This window comes from Sinomicrobium kalidii, from assembly GCF_021183825.1.
Classification (GTDB): Bacteria; Bacteroidota; Bacteroidia; order Flavobacteriales; family Flavobacteriaceae; genus Sinomicrobium; species Sinomicrobium kalidii.
In genome coordinates, this window is record NZ_CP089211.1 from 2592493 (window position 1) to 2612182 (window position 19690).

Below are 19690 nucleotides of genomic sequence, written 5' to 3' on the forward strand. Positions count from 1 at the left end.
AGCGTGGTGCAAATTTCATAATAAATTATAACAAACTAAAAATCTTGAAGCGGTTTTTGAAAAAATAAAAGGGGTGTACATCAATTAATGTCGTGAAGGTACTGTTTTTAGGGGGTTATGTCACCTTTGGCTCTTATATTGTCCATAACTTCTCTTCCCCCGTTGTCCAGAATTTCCCGGGCACATACCCTGCCGAGGTCGTGGTGGTCATGCAAGGGGGCTTCGCGTTTGACGGAAAACTTCCGGCGTCCGTCCGGGGACAGGAGGATACCCTTAAGGGATACGGTCTTTCCGTCGATTGCAGCTATGGCACCTATCGGGGCGGTACATCCGCCTTCGAGTACCCTGAGGAACTGGCGTTCTATATATGTACATATTTCTGTTTCCCGGTGATTCAGTTGCGCGAGGCATTCCCGGCAATACGTGTCTTTTTCCATGGCTACGGCCACCATGGCACCCTGAGCAGGGGCCGGGATCATCCAGTCCAGCGGCGTGCAGTGTGCGGGGTCTATGCCGGTGCCTTCAAAAGGAGAGATCCGTTCCAGTCCGGCAGCAGCAAAGATGGCCCCCTGCCAGTTGTTGTCCCGTAATTTTCGCATACGGGTATTGACATTGCCCCGTAAGTTTTCAACGTTGTGGCCGGGATAGCGATATAGCCATTGTGCTTTGCGGCGAAGGCTTCCCGTGGCTACCGTACCCTTGTTTTCCAGGAAAGAAAGGTCGCCTTTGTGTACCAGGATGTCTGCAGTATTCGCCCGTTGGAGTACGGCAGCCTGTACGATACTTTCGGGTAATGTGGTGGGCACATCTTTCATGCTGTGCACTGCGACGTCTATTTGTCCCCGTATCATGGCCACGTCAAGCGTTTTGGTAAATATCCCCGTAATACCGAGCTCATATAACGGTTTGTCCAGGATAAGATCGCCATCCGATTTGACCGGGACAATTGCAGTACGGCATCCCAGTTTTTCAAGCCCGTCCCTGACCTTTTTGGCCTGCCAAAGCGCAAGCTCACTGTCTCGGGTTCCTATTCTTATGGTTTTTTCCATGCACTTGGTTTTAGCCGTTTTTTTCCCGGGGAAAGGTGGTTTTTACGTTACCTGTACTTTCGGTAATCACGTCTGTTCACGGTGGACGGAAGTCCCGGAGGATTTTCGGTTTTCGGATATTGCCCCGTTGAGGTCATCCAGTTGAAAAACCTTCTGGATCAGTTCCAGGCTTTCATCGGCCGAAGCATTGTTTTCCTTGAGGTGATTGGCAAAATGTGTAGTGATTTTTTGTATGATACGGTCGCCTATGATCTCTGCCTGTTTGTCATTGAAATCATCGATCTTTTTGCGCTGAAAATCCACTTCGGCATCCTTGAGGGTTTTCAGTTTCTTTTTCAGGGCTTTTATGGTAGGTGCGAATTTCCTGGTGCCGAGCCATTCCATAAAATCGGTTTTTATTTCGTCTATGATGGCTTCAGCTTCGGGAATGAATGCTTTTCTGCGTTCAAGCGTCTGGTCTGTCATCTGCGAAAGGTAATCCAAATGAACCAGGGTGACATTCTCCATACCTGAAATGCTGCTGTCTGCATTTTTGGGAACGGAGAGGTCGAGGATAAGCAATTCTTTTCCCTCGAGGATAAGGCTTCCCGGGACGGTGGGCGACTGGGCGCCCGTAGCGACAATGAGGATGTCGCATTTTTCAATTTCCGAAGCGAGTTCGCCGTGGTCTTTTACCGTAAGGTTGAATTTTCCCGCTATCTTTTCGGCTTTGCCCTTGGTCCTGTTGATGAGGGTAATGTGATCGTTTCCCGTATGTTTTATAAGGTTCTCGCAGGTGTTCCGGCCTATTTTACCGGTTCCGAAAAGGAGAATGTTTTTTTCCGATACGTTTTTTACATTGTTGAGAATGTACTGTACCGACGCAAAAGAAACGGAAGTAGCACCCGAAGAAAGGTCGGTTTCGTTTTTAATGCGTTTGCTGGCCTGTATGACAGAGTTGCACAGGCGTTCCAGAAAGGCATGGGCCATTCCCGCTTTCCTGGAGTGCGTAAAGCTCTTTTTTATCTGGGCAATAATTTCAAAATCGCCCAGGATCTGGCTGTCAAGGCCGGTCCCCACGCGATACATATGGGTCACTGCCTCATTACTTTTATAGACATAGGCCACTTCCTGAAACTCCTCCACACTACCGTTGGAATTGTCGCAAAGTAATTTTATGAGCTGAAAGGGATGTTGTGCAAAACCGTATATTTCCGTACGGTTGCATGTGGAAATTACAAGTATTTCATCAATGCCTTCTTTGCCGGCCTGACGGAGCAAAGCTTTTTTTCGCTCTTCGCCAAGGCTGAATTTACCTCTTATCTCCTCGTCTGCTTTTTTGTAGCTCAGTCCTACAACGTAAAAATATTTTCCCCTGTTAAGGTTGTAATTTTCCATTAGGTAACATCTAAAATCGCAACAAAAGTAAAATTCAGCCGGATAAAAAAATAACGCTCAAAGGACTTTTTATGCCGCTGCAGGAAATTTTTCCCGTTTTGAAGGGGTTTATTGCCGAAATGCGTTAAATTTGTAGTAAAATCAATGGTTTTAAAAATATCAGTTTAGAATAATTCTAAATAAATAAGTGAATTTGATCATGGTTGTAGAAGATAAAAATATCGCTATAAGTTCTGCTGATGAGATACAGCTGGAAGAGGGTTTTTCCATCTTACGACTTCAAAATGAAGAAAATACTGATCAGCATCTCATCAAGGAGATCGATTGCAGCTTTATACAGTTTCACTTTTGTCTCCGGGGAAGTTCCAGGTTTAATTTTAACGGGGGGCGATACCATCTACAGGTGGCCGAAGAACAGTCGCTGTTGCTTTACAATCCGCAGCGCGACCTGCCCATTGACCTGGAAATGAGTCCGAAATCGCAACTCATTTCGATCCTGATTTCCATAAAAAAGTTCCATTCCCTTTTTTCGCACGAAGCGGACTATATTCACTTTCTGAGCGAAGAGAACAAGGACAAGAAATATTATAACGATATGGAGATCACCCCGGCAATGATGGTGGTGCTCAACCAGATCATCCACTATAACCTGCACGATTCGGTAAAACGGCTTTATCTGAAAGGAAAGGCCTATGAATTGATGGGGTTGTATTTCAACAAACCCGAGGATGCTGATACGGAGCAGTGTCCGTTTCTGGTGGATGAAGAAAATGTGGCCCGGATCAGGAAGGCCAAGGATATTATCATAGCCAATATGGCCGAACCGCCAGGGCTCGAAACTCTGGCCAATGAGGTAGGGCTCAACCTTAAAAAACTGAAAACGGGATTTAAACAGATTTACGGGGATTCGGTATACAGTTTCCTTTTCGATTACAAAATGGAATACGCCCGGAAAATGCTGGAAGGCGGAGCGCATAATGTCAACGAAGTGGGCTTTAAGATAGGGTACAGTACGGCAAGTCATTTTATTGCGGCCTTCAAGAAAAAATATGGTACTACGCCCAAAAAATACCTGATGTCGCTCGCGGGATAGGTCTTCAAAGCTGGAAAGGGTCAGATTAAGTGTTCTGTTCTGCTTTTCCGGATTCCTGCTTTTAAAAACAATGGAAGAAGTTATATCGAGACTTGAAAATCAGCTTAAAAGAGCAGAGGCATTCCTGGCCACTGCCTCTCCTGAAAAATTGGAGTACAAGCCTTCGGAACACAAATGGTCGGGAAAGGAGATCCTGGGGCACCTTGTGGATTCCGGGGTCAATAATCTTCAGCGGTTTACCGAAATTCAATATCCCAACAACGGGATCTACAGGGTAAGAGGTTATGATCAGGACGAACTGGTGAAGGCCAATAACTACCAGGATGCCCGGGTAGAGGAAATACTGGGGTTATGGATGGCCGTCAATACGCGGATTTTGAGTATTATGAAGCAGCAAACCGGGCATATGTTGAGCCGAAAGGTGATTTTTGAAAACGGGGAACAGGCGGATTTGAGGTTTTTGATGAAAGACTATGCGGATCATACGGAGCATCACCTTAAACAAATAATGCGTTAAAAACTGGCGGACAGGTCGTATAATCCGTAATGAATCGTTAAATTTGGAATCCTTAATACGGAACATTTCATAGTAAACGTTAACAGAATATCTAATCAGAATATATCGGAATGAAACTAACCCCAGCTCTCCTGGTCCTGTTGCTTACCACCATGTCATTTGGACTTTATGCACAAAAGCAGCAAAGTGTACTGGTTTTTACAAAAACCGAAGGATACCGCCACAAGTCCATAGAAACAGGTGTGGCACTGTTGGAAAAACTCGGAGAGGAAAACCGGTTTGATGTGATCCATACCGAGGATGCTTCCGTCTTTACCAAAGATTCCCTGTCCCGTTTCAATGCCATAGTATTTCTGAACACCACGGGCGATATATTGAATAAGGAACAACAGAGGGCTTTCGAATTTTTTATGGAGAAAGGCGGTGGCTTTGTAGGGGTGCATGCTGCATCCGATACGGAATACGAATGGCCGTGGTACGGAATGCTCGTAGGGGCGTATTTTGACAATCACCCCGAAATCCAGGAAGCGGTTATAAAGGTGAAGGTTCCCACACATTCTACCTGTGCCCATCTCGGAGATACCTGGACAAGAACAGATGAATGGTATAACTTCAAGAATATCAGTCCCAATATTAAAGTATTGCTCAGCCTGGATGAATCTTCATATGAAGGAGGCACTAACGGCGAATCTCACCCCATTGCATGGTACCAGGAATTTGCCGGAGGACGTTCGTTCTACACCGGGGGCGGGCATACCAAAGCATCCTATAGTGAAGAAGCTTTTGTAAAACACCTGTTGGAAGGAATCAAATACTGCCTGTATCGTTAGTCGGGCAGGAGGTTTGGTCCGGATAGGAATCGACTATATCCCGATCGATAAAAAAATGGAGAGGCTTTCCTGTCAAACCTCAAATAATGCCTATTTTTATCCGAAAATTAAAACAAGAAGATGAAGGGTGTTTTATTGGTGAACCTGGGCTCACCGGACAGTACGGATGTAAAGGATGTCAGGAAATATCTGGATGAATTTTTGATGGATAAAAGGGTGATTGACGTTCCCTGGCCTTTGCGCGCATTTATCGTAAAAGGAATGATTCTGAGGACCCGGCCCAAAAGCTCGGCCGAAGCATATGAAAAGATCTGGTGGGAAGAAGGTTCGCCCCTTATTGTTTTGTCCCGGCGTTTACAGGAAAAAGTACAGGAAATGGTATCTTTACCTGTTGCCCTGGCCATGCGCTACGGGAACCCTTCGCTAAAATCAGGTCTGGAAGAGTTAAAACAGAAGGGTGTTACGGAAGTGTTGCTGATTCCGCTTTATCCCCAATTTGCCATGGCCACCACCGAAACGATATTGGTCCTGGCCGAAAAACTCCGGAAAAAGTACTTCCCGGAAATGAGTTTTACCACCATGCCCGCTTTCTATAATCATCCCGACTATATCCGGGTGCTTTCCGCCTCCGTAGAAGATGCGCTACGGGAAAAGGAGTGGGAACATTTGCTGTTTTCCTATCACGGCGTGCCCGAGAGGCACATTAAAAAATCGGATATTACCAAATCCCATTGTAAGATAGACGGAAGCTGTTGTAAGACCGCTTCCCCCGCACACCGTTTTTGTTACCGTCACCAGTGCTACGAAACTACGAGACAGGTGGCATCCTACCTGGAGCTGAAGGAGGGGACATATTCCACATCGTTCCAGTCCCGGCTGGGAAAAGACCCCTGGTTGCGGCCGTATACCGACCATACCGTAGCCGGATTTGCTGAAAGCGGCACTAAAAAAATGGCCATTGTTACCCCGGCCTTTGTTTCCGATTGTTTAGAAACCCTTGAGGAAATAGGGATGGAAGCCCGGGAGGATTTCCTGGAAAAGGGCGGTGAAGAATTTCATGTGATCCCCTGTATAAATGACCGGGAAGATTGGGTAAAGGTACTTTCACGCTGGATGGACGAATGGGCAGACCAATAAGATTTTAGAAAAAGGGGCGATGTGTAAAATATTTAGCGCCTCTTTCCGACTATATTAATAGTGCGTTCGATTTATTTTGGGCTGACTGTCACACGATTTGTTAACAGTATTACAGTCAGTAATTTGCATCTTTTTTAAATCGGATTCCGTTAAATTATACAGCGTAAAGGGCAGATTCCGTATGCTCCGGATCTAAAGGTGATCTTATAATTGCTTTGCAAAAGAAATAGAGGAAAGATAGGATTTTGCGTCCCGGATTCGGAAATTTGCCATCCTAAGAAAATATCATGGGGAAAATTTCTTCGAAAGACCTTGGGGAGGAACCTATAGGCAAACTACTTATAAAACAGGCTGTTCCGGCTTCTATCGGTATACTGGTGATGTCGCTTAACATATTGATCGACACCATATTTGTGGGCAACTGGATAGGTTCTATTGCCATTGCGGCCATTAATGTGGTATTACCGGTATCGTTCTTTATTGCCGCATTGGGGATGGCCATAGGTATAGGAGGATCTTCTATTATCTCCAGGGCCTTGGGGGCGAATAACCACCAAAAGGCCCTGCGTACGTTTGGCAACCAGATTACCCTGACCCTTATTGTTACCCTGACCTTTGTAACGGCGGGACTGATCTTTGTAGACAGCATTGTTCCCGGGTTCGGGGGTAAGGGGGCTATCTTCGATCCTGCCAAGGTATATTATGTTGTTGTATTGTACGGAGTGCCCGTACTTGCACTTTGCATGATGGGCAATACGGTTATCCGGGCCGAGGGCAAGCCCAAGTTCGGTATGGTGGCCATGATGATCCCTTCGGTAGGAAACCTGCTTCTGGATTATATCTTCATCAACCTGCTCGACTACGGTATGTATGGCGCGGCCTGGGCTACTACGGGATCGTATTTTCTGTGTTTTGTCTATATCCTCTGGTTTTTCCGCTCCGGCAATTCCGAACTGAAACTCAACTGGAAACACCTGGCCCTGCAACGCGATATCGTAAAGGAAATAGGGGCGCTGGGATTTGTTACCTTGGCCAGGCAGGCCGTGGTGAGCATTACGTATCTTTTTGTGAATAACATATTGTATCATCTGGGAGGAGAATCGTCGGTAACCGTGTATGCCATTATCGGCCGGATGCTCATGTTTGCCCTTTTTCCGGTGCTCGGTGTTACACAGGGGTTTCTGCCCATTGCCGGGTTCAACTACGGGGCAAAGATGTACGGCAGGGTGGTTGAGAGTATCAATATAGCCATAAAATATGCCGCTTTGCTGGCCCTGCTGGTGTTTATATTTATTATGCTGTTCCCCGATACCATTGTACGGGTATTTACTACAGATGCTGAAGTGGTGAACCAGACCCCTTCGGCCATGCGATGGGTTTTTGCGGCAACACCTATCATAGCCATACAACTTATCGGGGCGGCCTATTTCCAGGCCGTGGGCAAGGCGATACCTGCACTCCTCCTCACGCTTACACGGCAGGGATTCTTTTTTATACCCCTTATTCTCGTATTGCCGAATTTTTACGGAGAACTGGGCGTGTGGATATCCTTTCCCATTGCAGACCTTCTTTCCACCCTTGTCACCGGATTTTATCTCAACAAGGAGATCAGGCTGAAATTAAAGCGGGAGGTTCCGGCAGATTCCTGAGTTTTGCATAAGTACGGATATTATTCCTAAATTTAACGGAGTAAATAAAAAGCAATGACGGAATACTATAATTATATAAAGGCACTGCACCTCATCTTTGTGATTACCTGGTTTGCAGGCCTGTTTTACATTCCCCGCCTGTTTGTTTACCAGGTTGAAGCCTTTCGGAAACCGTCCCCCGAAAAGGAGATTCTAGGAAAACAGTTAAAGCTTATGGCCAAACGGCTGTGGTTTATTATCACCTGGCCGTCTGCCATACTTGCCGTTGTCTTTGCCGTGTGGCTGCTCTTTCTCTATCCTTCGTGGCTCAGTATGGGCTGGATGCATGTCAAACTCCTTTTTGTGTTGCTGCTTATCGGGTATCATTTAAAAACCCACCAGATCTTTAAACAGCTGCAAAGGGACGAGGTAAAATATTCCTCCGGGTTTATGCGTATCTGGAACGAGGGGGCCACCATCCTGCTTTTTGCTATCGTTTTCCTTGTCATACTGAAAAACAGCATCAACTGGATTTTCGGGGTGCTGGGCATTCTTGTGCTGGGGATATTGCTTATGCTGGGCATTAAACTCTACAAGCGGATCAGGGACAAAAACCCCGATGCCTGAAACATGGTCCGGAATTTGCAGTTTGCAGAACCAATACAATAAATAGTAAGCGTGGATAAGAGGATGTCATTAAGGCTGCGTATTTTTATCGCCATGATATTGCTAGTGGTCGTGGCCTTTGTGCTTATTGCCGGGGTTACGGTGCTGCAGTTCAAGCAACAGTCAAACGAGTACCATAACGAACGCCTGGAACGCAAGGAAGACCAGGTAATTGCAAGTATAAATTATACACTGGAAACCACAACCTGGCCTGTAACTACCGAAAACCTGCAATATATTTTCAGGGAAGAGATATACAAGATTGCCGATGTCCAGAATGTTTCGTTTAATATTTATGACCTTGAGGGAGATCTTATCAAGAGTTCCAGGCCATATTCCGAAGAAGATTCCACGATACTTAAGATCAGCGACACCATTCTGGATAAAATTGCAATGAATCCGCGTAAGCGCTATGTAGAACGGCACATTGCGGCCGGCGACCGTTTCCGGGCTTCCTATTCCTACATCACCGACATGCGTTTCAAGCCCATCGGGATACTCAATATTCCGTATTTTGAGGATGATTCTTTCAATAACAAGGAGCTCCGTTCTTTCCTGTTCCGGCTCGGGGGAGTGTATATATTCATCCTTATCGCAGCAATTTTCCTGGCCTATTTCATTTCCAAATACATTACCCGTTCGCTGAAGACCGTCAGTGATAAGTTGCAGGAAACCAGGTTCAGTTCCCGTGCCGCAAACAAAAGGATCATGTTGCGGCACGCCAGTGAAGAGATATACAATCTGGTAAATTCATACAACAGCATGGTGGACGTTCTGGAAGAAAGTGCCGTAAAACTGGCCAGGAGCGAAAGGGAACAGGCCTGGCGCGAAATGGCCCGTCAGGTGGCCCATGAGATCAAAAATCCGCTTACCCCCATGCGGCTGAGCGTGCAAAGTTTCCAGAGAAAGTTTGACCCCTCCGACCCGGATATGGAAAAAAAGCTCAACGAATTTTCCCGAACGCTTATCCAGCAGATCGATACCATGAGCAGTATAGCCTCGGCCTTTTCCAATTTTGCCAGCATGCCCGTACAGCAAAATGAAACCCTGAACGTTGTGGAAATAGTAAGGCTGGCCCTTGATATTTTTACGGAAGACTATATTGTATTTACTGCCCACAGGGAAGAGGTTATTGTTAAGATGGACCGCACACAACTCGTCCGGGTAATTACCAACCTGGTGAAGAATGCCATACAGGCCATTCCGGAAGACCGGGAGCCGAAAGTGGTGGTTTCCGTGTGTTCGGAAGGGCAGACCGTGAAGATTACGGTAGCGGACAACGGTATCGGTATAGCCGAAGAAAACCGCGACAAGATATTCGAACCCAAATTCACCACAAAAACCAGCGGTATGGGGCTTGGCCTCGGAATGGTAAAGAATATTGTGGAAAACTATAAAGGAAGTATTAACTTTACTTCAAAACCGGGCAGGGGAACCGTATTTACCATTATTTTTCCAAAGGCACAACACAACAAATAAAGCAAAAACAAATATATATGGAAGAATACAAGAATATTTACGTAGAAGAAGAAAACCACATAGCATTTATTACCATAGACCGCCCTGCAAAACTCAATGCACTGAACAGGGAGACCATAGCCGAATTGCACGACGCTTTTAAGGAAAATGACGAAGATCCGGATATCAAAGTGATAATAATAACCGGAAGCGGGGAGAAAGCCTTTGTTGCCGGGGCGGATATATCGGAGTTTGCCGATTTTTCCGTGACCGAGGGCGAGACACTTGCCGCCAAGGGACAGCATTTGCTTTTCGACTTTGTAGAACACCTCCGCACTCCCGTAATTGCTGCCGTAAACGGTTTTGCCCTGGGGGGCGGGCTCGAACTGGCCATGGCCTGTCATTTCCGGGTGGCTTCACCCAATGCCAGGATGGGGCTTCCTGAAGTGTCGCTCGGGGTTATCCCCGGATACGGAGGCACGCAGCGGTTGCCCCAGCTCGTAGGGAAAGGAAAAGCCCTGGAGATGATCATGACCGCCGGAATGATCAATGCGGAAGAAGCGAAAACCTATGGTCTGGTAAATCATGTGGTCCCCCAGGAAGAGCTGCTGGATTTTTGTGAGGATCTGGCGCTCAAGATCAGTAAAAATTCCGGAGTGGCTATAGCAGCGGCCATACAGGCCGTCAATGCCGGCTATAAAGATGGTGTGGACGGGTATAAGGCCGAGATAAAAGCCTTCGGGAGCTGCTTCGGTACGGAGGACTTCAGGGAAGGGACAACAGCCTTTCTGGAAAAGCGGAAAGCGGAATTTCCGGGAAAATAATTGACGGAATACATCTTTCTCCTAAAAGGGAGCTTATGCGATACTATGGAGAAAATCCGGGCTTCGGGATTTATTTGGCTTAAACAAATTCCGAAGCCTTTTTCATGGCACTCATAGTGGTTTTATGCCCTCTGGATCATAGTCCGACCTGCGCTATGGCGATAAAAAGTTGAATGCTCTGCAATGAATGTACAGCCCCGGTTATTTCTGAAGTTCCAGCAAGCGGGCCACATACTTTCCTACCACATCAAATTCCAGGTTGACTTCCGTGCCTGTTTTGTAATTTCTGAAATTAGTGTGCTCATAGGTATAGGGAATAATGGCTACACTAAAAGTGTCGGTTCCTGAATCTACCACGGTAAGGCTGGTACCGTCAATGGTAATGGAGCCTTTTTCTATGGTAATATTGTTGTTTGAACGATCGTAGGTAAAAGTAAATAGCCAGCTTCCGTTCACATTTTTAATATCCGTACAGACTGCGGTCTGGTCCACATGGCCCTGAACGATATGTCCGTCCAGCCTGTCGCCCAGTTTCATGGCGCGTTCCAGGTTTACGGCATCCCCCTTTTTGAGCTTGCCGAGGCACGACCTTTCCAGGGTTTCCCGGATAGCCGTTACGGTATATTCGTGCCCGTCTATAGCTACCACCGTGAGACATACTCCGTTGTGCGAAATGCTCTGATCTATTTTCAGTTCCGGTGTGATGTTGCTTTTAATGGATATGTGCAAATTGTCCCCATCCGGTTCAAGATTTGTTACCGTTCCGAGTTCTTCGATGATCCCTGTGAACATTCTTTCGTATTTATTGGTTAATTTTGCTTTGTAAAAGTAATGAATTATAAAACCACCGTACACTTTTACTTTTGTTAAATTTCGACAAATATGTCGTATCCTTGATTTGGTTTTGTGAATAACAATGTGACCGAAGACCGGGAGATGGATAGCAGGAATACACCGGCCATCCTTTATCGGTTTTCAGTCAGAAAAACATACAGATGAAAATAAAGAACAATATACGTGTCGGGATCTCAATCGGAGACATTAACGGAATAGGTGTCGAAATCGTCCTGAAGGCTTTTGAAGACAACCGTATGCTGGAGTTTTGCACTCCGGTGATTTTTGCGTCCAACAAGGTGATTGCCTTTCAGAAAAAACATTTCGGGCTGGATATTAGTTATAATGGTGTGTATGAAGCGTCCCAGGTGGTCGACGGGAAGATCAATATCGTGAACATTTCAAAAAATGCGCCCAAGGTAGAGTTCGGGGAGGAAACAGAGGAAGCGGGGAAATATGCGCTCCTGTCCCTCAAAAAAGCCGTGGAAGCCCTGAAAAATGATGAGGTGGATGTATTGGTCACTGCCCCGATAAACAAACACAACATACAGTCGGATGAATTCCACTTTCCGGGACATACCGATTATCTGGCCAGGGAGCTGGCCGGGGAAGCGCTCATGTTCATGGTTACCGAGCAGTTGAAAATAGGGCTTTTAACCGATCATATTGCCGTAAAAGATGTAAGCCGGAATATTACCAAAGACCTGATCCTGAAGAAAACCGGTAAAATACACGATTCCCTGGTCCGCGATTTCCGGATACGCAAACCCAGGATAGCCATATTGGGGATAAACCCGCACAGCGGAGATAACGGGGTTATCGGCAAAGAGGATGACACGGTGCTGAAACCTACGGTAAAAGAACTCTTTGAAATGGGAATGATGGTTTTCGGCCCGTATTCGGCAGACAGTTTTTTCGGCTCGGAGAACTACAAGAAGTTCGATGCCGTCCTGGCAGCTTATCACGACCAGGGGCTCATACCTTTTAAAACGCTCTCCTTTGGCAGAGGGGTAAACTACACTGCGGGACTGAATAAGGTGAGAACTTCGCCCGATCACGGAACGGCCTATGAAATAGCAGGTAAGGGTACGGCAGATTTCCAGTCGCTCAAGGAAGCCGTCTTTACGGCCATACATATATTCCGGAACCGCGAGGAATACGGGGAAATAAGTGCCAACCCGCTTAATAAGTTATCTGCAAACAATAAATAAACCGGAAAACAAGCTGATATGACCAATACCCGGCGAAGAAGAAGATGCGTTAATAATTGTTAATCCGGTGATTTTGGGGAGATTTTCCGTTTTCTTTATGTAAATTTGATTATAAAGAGGGTGGATAATCGGTGAAAAAAACGGTAAAACCCCGTTTTTATGTATTTTTTTTCGCTGAAATTCCCGTGAAATTAAAAATACGGGTAAAAAAAGAGTGTAGTAAGTTGGTCATTAATAAAAATTTATATCTTTGCACACCCGTTCCCGGCACCAGGAGGTTTCGGAATATGATGCGAAGATAAACTGTTGTTTAAAATGAAGAAGTTCAAGGAGTTCGATATTCCTTTTGCAGGGTTGAAACAGGGAGAGCACCGGTTTGAACACCGGATTGATAATTTGTTCTTTGAGGGGTTTGATTATACTGACTTTAACGACGCATCGTTAAAGGTGGATATAGTCCTGCACAAGAAAATCAATATGCTGGAGTTCGGTTTCAGTACGGAAGGCACGGTAAATGTAAACTGTGACCTTTCCAACGAACCTTTTGACCTGAAAATAGGAGGAGCGCTGGATCTTATCGTAAAGTTTGGCGAAGAATATAACGATGAAAATGAAGAAGTGCTCGTTCTTCCCCACGGGGAACACCATGTCAACGTGGCACAGTATATTTATGAAATGGCGGTGCTTTCCGTTCCGGTGAAAAAAATACATCCCGGTGTAGAAGACGGCAGTATGGATTCCGAGATTTTGCGGAAACTGGAAGAATTACAACCCGGTGAAACCAAAACAAAACGCGAAGAGACAGATCCCAGATGGGACACCCTGAAAAAACTTTTAACAGACAAATAAAAAGCGAAATTTTTTAAAATAGACTAAAAATGGCACATCCTAAAAGAAGACAGTCCAGCACGAGAAGAGATAAAAGAAGAACACATTATAAGGCGACTGTTCCTCAAATTGCCGTAGATTCCACTACCGGAGAAGCACACCTGTATCACAGGGCTCACTGGCACGAAGGTAAGTTGTACTACAGGGGCAAGGTGTTGATCGATAATACTGCCGAAGAGGTGGCGTAAGAATAACGATCTGGAAAAAGCAAAACTCTCACGGTGTGAGGGTTTTTTTTATGAGGAAATATTTTTCTAAATAGTAAAAACCAACTATTTTGCACCGAAATTCAAAGAAAATTAATAATTTCACAGAGTTAAACCCCGTCGGATGCAGACAGATAGATGGAAAGTGTTTTACGGGAAGCGGTGTGATTGGGATTTGGTTTGAAAGTAGAGATTAACATAGAAAATACCAGAGTTGAACAGCTGTACATATCCGGAATGGAAAAATAGAAGCATCGGTGAGGGGTGTGGTTTCGTATTGGTTTTCTTCGGTTTCGCGGCTTTGGTATAAACGAAATTAAACTATGAGTAGAAAAACGGCAGCAATTACCGCTGTAGGGGCATACGTTCCGGATTTTGTGTTGTCCAATAAGATGTTGGAAACCATGGTAGAGACCAATGACGAATGGATAACGACACGAACGGGTATAAAGGAAAGACGTATTCTCAAAGAAGAAGGAAAAGGAACTTCCTATCTGGCCATAAAAGCTGCAGAAGACCTTATCAGCAAGGCAAATATAAATCCGGAAGACATTGACCTGGTGATCATGGCCACGGCTACGCCCGATCTTTTAGTGGCATCTACCGGGGCCTATGTGGCGACGGAAATCGGGGCGGTCAACGCCTTTTCTTATGACTTACAAGCGGCTTGTTCCAGTTTTTTGTACGGGATGTCTGCTGCCGCAAGCTACGTAGAATCCGGAAGGTATAAAAAAGTATTGCTTATCGGTGCAGATAAGATGTCGTCCATCATTGATTATACCGATCGTACCACCTGTATCATTTTCGGTGACGGGGGTGGAGCTGTTCTTTTCGAACCCAATGAAGAAAGATTGGGGCTTCAGGACGAATACCTGAGGTCTGACGGAACGGGAAGAGCGTTCTTAAATATGAAAGCCGGCGGTTCCATGCTGCCCGCTTCTGAAGAAACGGTGAAAAACAAGCAACATTTTGTATACCAGGACGGAAGGACCGTATTTAAGTTTGCCGTTTCCAATATGGCCGGGGTTGCGGAGAAAATAATGCAGCGGAACGACCTGACCAAAGAAGATGTACAGTGGCTTGTGCCCCACCAGGCCAACAAGCGAATCATCGATGCAACCGCCGGAAGAATGGGGCTGGACCCGGAAAAGGTGATGGTCAATATCCAGAAATACGGGAACACGACTTCAGCAACACTTCCTTTGCTGTTGAACGATTACGAAAAACAATTAAAAAAAGGAGATAACCTTATATTTGCTGCTTTCGGAGGAGGTTTTACCTGGGGTGCAGTATACCTCAAATGGGCTTATAATCCCCGGTAATATCCCGCAGATCATCCCGCTACGGGGAATCGGAAAAAGGATTAAAAACTAACAAAACAAATAATCATGAATTTAAAGGAAATTCAAAATCTGATCAAATTTGTAGCCAAATCAGGTGCCAGTGAAGTGAAGCTGGAGATGGACGATGTAAAGATCACTATCAGGACCGGCACGGAAGGAAGTTCGTCAGAAACCGCGTTTATTCAACAGGTTCCGGTTGCTCCTACTGCTGCCGTACCGCAACAGCCGGTACAACAACAGCCCCAGGAACCTTCAGCCCCCGCTCAACCGGGCGAAGGAGCTCCGGCAGAAAACGACAATGATAAATATATTACCATAAAATCCCCGATCATAGGGACCTTTTACCGAAAGCCATCTCCGGATAAGCCTTCTTTTGTAGAAGTGGGAAGTACTGTTAAGCAGGGCGATGTGCTGTGTGTTATTGAAGCGATGAAGTTGTTCAATGAAATAGAATCCGAGGTTTCCGGTAAGATCGTGAAAGTGTTAGTGGATGATTCCTCTCCGGTGGAATTCGACCAGCCTCTGTTCTTAGTTGACCCATCATAAGAAATTTTAAATTTCAGCAGATGTTTAAAAAGATACTGATAGCAAACCGAGGGGAGATTGCACTTCGTGTAATCCGTACATGTAAGGAAATGGGGATAAGAACGGTAGCCGTTTATTCCACGGCAGATGCCGATAGCCTGCATGTGCGTTTTGCAGACGAAGCGGTTTGTATAGGCCCGCCCCCCAGCAATATGTCCTACCTGAAAATGTCCAACATTATCGCGGCTGCTGAGATCACTAATGCAGACGCCATACATCCCGGGTACGGATTCCTTTCCGAAAACGCCAAGTTCTCCAAGATATGTGCCGAGCACGATATTAAATTTATCGGTGCTTCTCCCGAGATGATCGAAAAAATGGGTGATAAGGCCACGGCCAAAGCTACCATGAAAAAGGCAGGTGTGCCTACGGTTCCCGGCTCTGAAGGGCTTTTGGAATCGTATGAAGATGCGGCAAAACTGGCCAAGGAAATGGGATACCCCGTGATGCTTAAGGCCACCGCAGGAGGCGGGGGAAAAGGAATGCGCGCCGTATGGAAAGAAGAGGATCTGGAAAAGGCACTGGCAAGCGCCCAGCAGGAATCTGCTGCGGCATTCGGCAATGATGGGATGTACATGGAAAAACTCATCGAAGAACCCCGTCATATCGAAATCCAGATTGTGGGTGACGCATTTGGCAAAGCATGCCACCTTTCCGAAAGGGATTGTTCCGTGCAGCGGCGCCACCAGAAACTGACCGAAGAAACGCCTTCACCATTCATGACCGATGAACTCCGCGAAAAAATGGGGAAAGCGGCCGTAAAAGCAGCAGAATTCATAAAATACGAAGGGGCCGGAACAGTAGAATTTCTTGTAGACAAACACCGCAACTTCTACTTTATGGAGATGAATACGCGGATCCAGGTAGAACACCCCATTACCGAACAGGTCATAGATTATGATTTGATACGGGAGCAAATACTCGTTGCGGCGGGAGTCCCTATTTCCGGGAAAAACTACATCCCGAAACTGCACTCTATTGAATGCAGAATAAATGCGGAAGACCCTTATAATGACTTTCGCCCTTCTCCCGGTAGAATTACTACATTACATGCTCCTGGAGGGCACGGCGTGCGGCTGGATACCCATGTGTACAGCGGATATGTTATTCCGCCGAACTACGATTCCATGATCGCCAAACTCATCACTACGGCACAAACCAGGGATGAGGCCATAAACAAAATGAAACGTGCCCTTGATGAATTCGTCATTGAAGGAGTAAAGACCACCATACCTTTTCACCGGCAGTTGATGGACCATCCCGATTATATTACGGGGAACTACACTACTAAATTTATGGAGGATTTCGAAATGAAACCCATGGAAGAAGAATAGGGAATTATTGTAATAGTTCTGTTATACATATAAAAAAGAATAAAGCCCGGGGACACTTTGGTTTGTGTTCCGGGCTTTATTTTTAAACAGCTTTTAGTTAGCTGTTCAGGATCATGCCCGTATGTTGTAGACGGTGCAAAAGCTATTGTAATGTGTTAATCCGGAAATGAAAAGGGGTTGTACGTTGTAAGTTACAGGGTATTGTCACCAGGAAAATCTTAAAAGCCATAAAGATTTTCAGCATATCTGAAATCCCGGTAAAGCAATGCCTGAACAACCTCCTGTAACAGCAAACGATTTAATGACTGCATCTTATAGTCACAGATCATAGGCTTTACATCTCATATCCCATATCCAAAATCCGATTTTATTCAGGTTTTTCAGAAATAAGCCCTGTTTTGTTGCAGTATTTCCCGGATATGAGAAGCAACATCAGGTATAATCCCGTTCCCTGCATTCTCCGGGTACCGGAATGTGTTAGATCTCGTATCTGTCCAGAATGTTTCCCAATGTTTTTTCAAGGGTGCTTATGTCCATATCACCGCTGTCGTATCTTTCCAGCTCCTTGTATATTTCCAGGCACTTGTTTATTTCGTGTTTAATTTCATCGGGGAGCTTTTCCAGTTCTTTCCTGTGTTTTTCAATCATATCCGTGGTTGCTATAATATTAGTTCCTGTCCGTGCAAAAAGGAGATAAAACCTTTTGCCGGTTTAGCGGTTGTTTGGAACATAAGGTACCCGGGGTGTTTGGAAAATCCGGACACCTGTACGAAGCCACGGGGTAGTAAATCACTTCGGGGAAAAGGGCTTTCGGTAGGGCAAAGAACAAAAGATAAAGACGTGTGCCTTGTATCTGTACTTTTGTTACTTACAAAAGTATATTTTTTGACATATAAAACAAATCTATATCGATAATGTGCTGTTAAAATGGGAAGAAATGCGGAATAATGAACGAGGCGGTTACCCAGGTGATGATATTGAGCGGTGTCCCTATGCGTAAAAAATCGTTAAAGCGATAATTTCCGGGAGCATACACCATCGTGTTGGTAGGATAGCTTACAGGGGTCATAAAGGTAAGGGAGCAGGCAAACATTACGGCGATAAGGAACGGTTTTTCACTGATGTCCATTGCCGATGCGAGATTTATGACAATTGGGGTCATCAATGCAGCCGTAGCCTTGCTGGAAAGTACATTGGTAGAGAGGAACGTAATAAAATATAAAAGACTCAGGGTGATGCGCGGATCATACTGGCCCAGGCTTTCCTGCACCAGGAGTGCTATTTTTTCTGCACCTCCCGTCTTTTCCAGTGCCGTTCCCATGGAGAGCACGCCCGCCATCATAAAGATCACTTTCCATTCCACGGCTTTATAGGCCTCTTGCGGTTTTAAGGTAGCCGTGGTAATAAGCAATAAAGATCCCACCATACTGCTTATCAGTATCGATGTAAGGTTAAGGGCGGCGGCCAATACCACACCGAGGGCAATAAGAAGGGCAGGGATAACTTTTCGCAGGTTGATCTTGTTCTTTTTATATTCGGAGAGCATTATGGCCAGTCTTTGCGAGATCAGGACATCCAGTTCTTCCCGTGAACCGAGAATGAGCAGCATATCGCCCTCCATCAGTTTTATGTCCGAAAGTTTTTCAAGAACGATCTCTCCCCGGTGCCGGATGGCGAGTACCGATGACTTGTATTTCCTCCGGAAATTGATGGCGCGGAGCGAATTTCCCGCAAGTGAAGATCCGAAGGGGATGATCACCTCATACAGGCTTCTTTCATCTTTATCCGTTTTGTCAGTTTTAAAACCGTAGTCCGAGTAATCCCCCTTGATCTTATAACCTTTTACACTCCGGAAAGTATTGAGGGTTTCGGGAAGGATAATTACTTTCAGGATATCACCCTCTTTTAGTACGGTAGCCTGCCTGATGGCAGAAACATTGTGTCCGTTTCTGTGAATGCTCAGTATCTGTACGTTAAACTCGTTGACCAATTTGGAGTCGAATACGGGTTTTTCAATATCGCGGCAATCCTTTTCCACCACGATCTCCGTCACGTATTTTTCCGCTTCTTCACTGAGCCCGGATGAGGTGGTTTTGCGTTTGGGCAACAAAAAAGGGCCGACAAAAAGAACATAGGCAAAACCCACGGCAGCAATACAAAGTGCGGGCAGGCTGAATTCGAACATCCCAAAACCGTCCAGCCCGTATTTTTCCGCATAACTGCTTACCAGGATATTGGTGGAGGTACCGATAAGCGTACACGTACCGCCGAAAAGCGCGGCAAAGGCAATGGGGATGAGTAAGCGCGAAGGGCTTGTTTTACTCTCCCGGCATACTTTTAAAGCTATGGGCAGTAATAATGCCACTACGGCCGAATCATTCACAAATGCGGAGAATACCGCAGCGGTAAGGCAGAAAATAACCAGGGCGGTAAAGTAATTTATTCTGGCTATCCTTACCAGTTTTGTGCTGATGCCGTCCAGCAGACCTGACTGAAACACTCCTGCACTGACAACAAACATACAGCCCAGAGTAATGGTGGCCGGATGGTTGAAGCCCGAAAACCCCTCTTCCGGGCTCAGCACCCCTGCTACGATAAACAGGGCCATGATCAGAATGGAGGTGGTATCTATGGAAAAGTAATCCTTTACAAAAAGGAAAATGCCAATGGCAATGATGCAAAAGGTTATTACTAAATGGATATCCATAAA

19 protein-coding genes are annotated in these 19690 nt (G+C 45.7%); 14 read left to right on the top strand and 5 right to left on the bottom strand.

Annotated elements, in window-relative coordinates; genetic code table 11:
• Positions 1-107: 107 nt before the first annotated feature.
• Together hemC and hemA are read right to left on the bottom strand one after the other, a co-directional pair.
• Positions 108-1049, bottom strand: coding sequence for a hydroxymethylbilane synthase (gene hemC / locus LS482_RS10295; RefSeq protein WP_233031702.1), 942 nt, complete (start codon positions 1047-1049; stop codon positions 108-110).
• Between the two features lie 66 nt (positions 1050-1115).
• Positions 1116-2426: a glutamyl-tRNA reductase gene (hemA, locus tag LS482_RS10300; protein WP_233031703.1), complete on the bottom strand. Its 1311-nt coding sequence runs from the start codon at positions 2424-2426 to the stop codon at positions 1116-1118.
• A 199-nt stretch (positions 2427-2625) separates the two neighbouring features.
• Here hemA and LS482_RS10305 point away from each other — a divergent pair, with 199 nt between their 5' ends.
• The 8 genes from LS482_RS10305 (at position 2626) to LS482_RS10340 (ending at position 10579) form a co-directional block, all read left to right on the top strand.
• Positions 2626-3519 carry an AraC family transcriptional regulator gene (locus LS482_RS10305; RefSeq protein WP_233031704.1) on the top strand — a complete coding sequence of 298 codons (894 nt, stop codon included), beginning with the start codon at positions 2626-2628 and terminating at the stop codon, positions 3517-3519.
• A 70-nt stretch (positions 3520-3589) separates the two neighbouring features.
• On the top strand, positions 3590-4036 hold the full coding sequence (locus LS482_RS10310; protein WP_233031706.1) for a DinB family protein: 447 nt from the start codon (positions 3590-3592) through the stop codon (positions 4034-4036).
• A gap of 110 nt (positions 4037-4146) precedes the next feature.
• Entirely contained in the window at positions 4147-4866 is a 720-nt protein-coding gene (locus LS482_RS10315) for a ThuA domain-containing protein (RefSeq protein WP_233031707.1), read from the top strand.
• A gap of 120 nt (positions 4867-4986) precedes the next feature.
• Positions 4987-6003, top strand: a complete 1017-nt coding sequence (hemH, locus tag LS482_RS10320; RefSeq protein WP_233031709.1) for a ferrochelatase — start codon at positions 4987-4989, stop codon at positions 6001-6003.
• A 287-nt stretch (positions 6004-6290) separates the two neighbouring features.
• Positions 6291-7652, top strand: coding sequence for an MATE family efflux transporter (locus LS482_RS10325; RefSeq protein WP_233031711.1), 1362 nt, complete (start codon positions 6291-6293; stop codon positions 7650-7652).
• Between the two features lie 54 nt (positions 7653-7706).
• Complete coding sequence (locus LS482_RS10330; protein WP_233031712.1) at positions 7707-8258, top strand: CopD family protein; 552 nt, start codon at positions 7707-7709, stop codon at positions 8256-8258.
• A 93-nt stretch (positions 8259-8351) separates the two neighbouring features.
• Positions 8352-9776: a sensor histidine kinase gene (locus LS482_RS10335; RefSeq protein WP_233031817.1), complete on the top strand. Its 1425-nt coding sequence runs from the start codon at positions 8352-8354 to the stop codon at positions 9774-9776.
• A 17-nt stretch (positions 9777-9793) separates the two neighbouring features.
• Positions 9794-10579: an enoyl-CoA hydratase/isomerase family protein gene (locus LS482_RS10340; RefSeq protein ID WP_233031713.1), complete on the top strand. Its 786-nt coding sequence runs from the start codon at positions 9794-9796 to the stop codon at positions 10577-10579.
• 201 nt (positions 10580-10780) lie between these two features.
• Here the strand turns inward: LS482_RS10340 and LS482_RS10345 are convergent, their stop codons facing one another.
• Positions 10781-11371 (bottom strand): riboflavin synthase, encoded by a 591-nt coding sequence (locus LS482_RS10345; protein WP_233031714.1) that lies wholly within the window; start codon positions 11369-11371, stop codon positions 10781-10783.
• Between the two features lie 203 nt (positions 11372-11574).
• Here LS482_RS10345 and pdxA point away from each other — a divergent pair, with 203 nt between their 5' ends.
• From pdxA to accC, 6 genes are all read left to right on the top strand, one after another.
• Positions 11575-12624, top strand: a complete 1050-nt coding sequence (gene pdxA, locus LS482_RS10350) for a 4-hydroxythreonine-4-phosphate dehydrogenase PdxA (protein WP_233031715.1) — start codon at positions 11575-11577, stop codon at positions 12622-12624.
• A 315-nt stretch (positions 12625-12939) separates the two neighbouring features.
• On the top strand, positions 12940-13473 hold the full coding sequence (locus tag LS482_RS10355) for a YceD family protein (protein WP_233031716.1): 534 nt from the start codon (positions 12940-12942) through the stop codon (positions 13471-13473).
• A gap of 29 nt (positions 13474-13502) precedes the next feature.
• The gene (gene rpmF / locus LS482_RS10360; RefSeq protein WP_233031717.1) at positions 13503-13700 is read left to right on the top strand and encodes a 50S ribosomal protein L32; all 198 of its coding nucleotides are present in this window, start codon (positions 13503-13505) and stop codon (positions 13698-13700) included.
• A 341-nt stretch (positions 13701-14041) separates the two neighbouring features.
• A complete protein-coding gene (locus tag LS482_RS10365) occupies positions 14042-15040 on the top strand; it encodes a beta-ketoacyl-ACP synthase III (RefSeq protein WP_233031718.1) in 999 nt (332 codons plus the stop codon).
• Between the two features lie 66 nt (positions 15041-15106).
• Complete coding sequence (accB, locus tag LS482_RS10370) at positions 15107-15607, top strand: acetyl-CoA carboxylase biotin carboxyl carrier protein (protein WP_233031719.1); 501 nt, start codon at positions 15107-15109, stop codon at positions 15605-15607.
• 20 nt (positions 15608-15627) lie between these two features.
• Positions 15628-16980, top strand: coding sequence for an acetyl-CoA carboxylase biotin carboxylase subunit (accC, locus tag LS482_RS10375; protein ID WP_233031720.1), 1353 nt, complete (start codon positions 15628-15630; stop codon positions 16978-16980).
• A gap of 477 nt (positions 16981-17457) precedes the next feature.
• Here accC and LS482_RS10380 read toward each other — a convergent pair whose 3' ends face one another.
• Positions 17458-17628, bottom strand: coding sequence for a hypothetical protein (locus LS482_RS10380; RefSeq protein WP_233031721.1), 171 nt, complete (start codon positions 17626-17628; stop codon positions 17458-17460).
• Between the two features lie 274 nt (positions 17629-17902).
• Positions 17903-19687, bottom strand: a complete 1785-nt coding sequence (locus LS482_RS10385; RefSeq protein ID WP_233031722.1) for an SLC13 family permease — start codon at positions 19685-19687, stop codon at positions 17903-17905.
• Positions 19688-19690 lie beyond the last annotated feature (3 nt).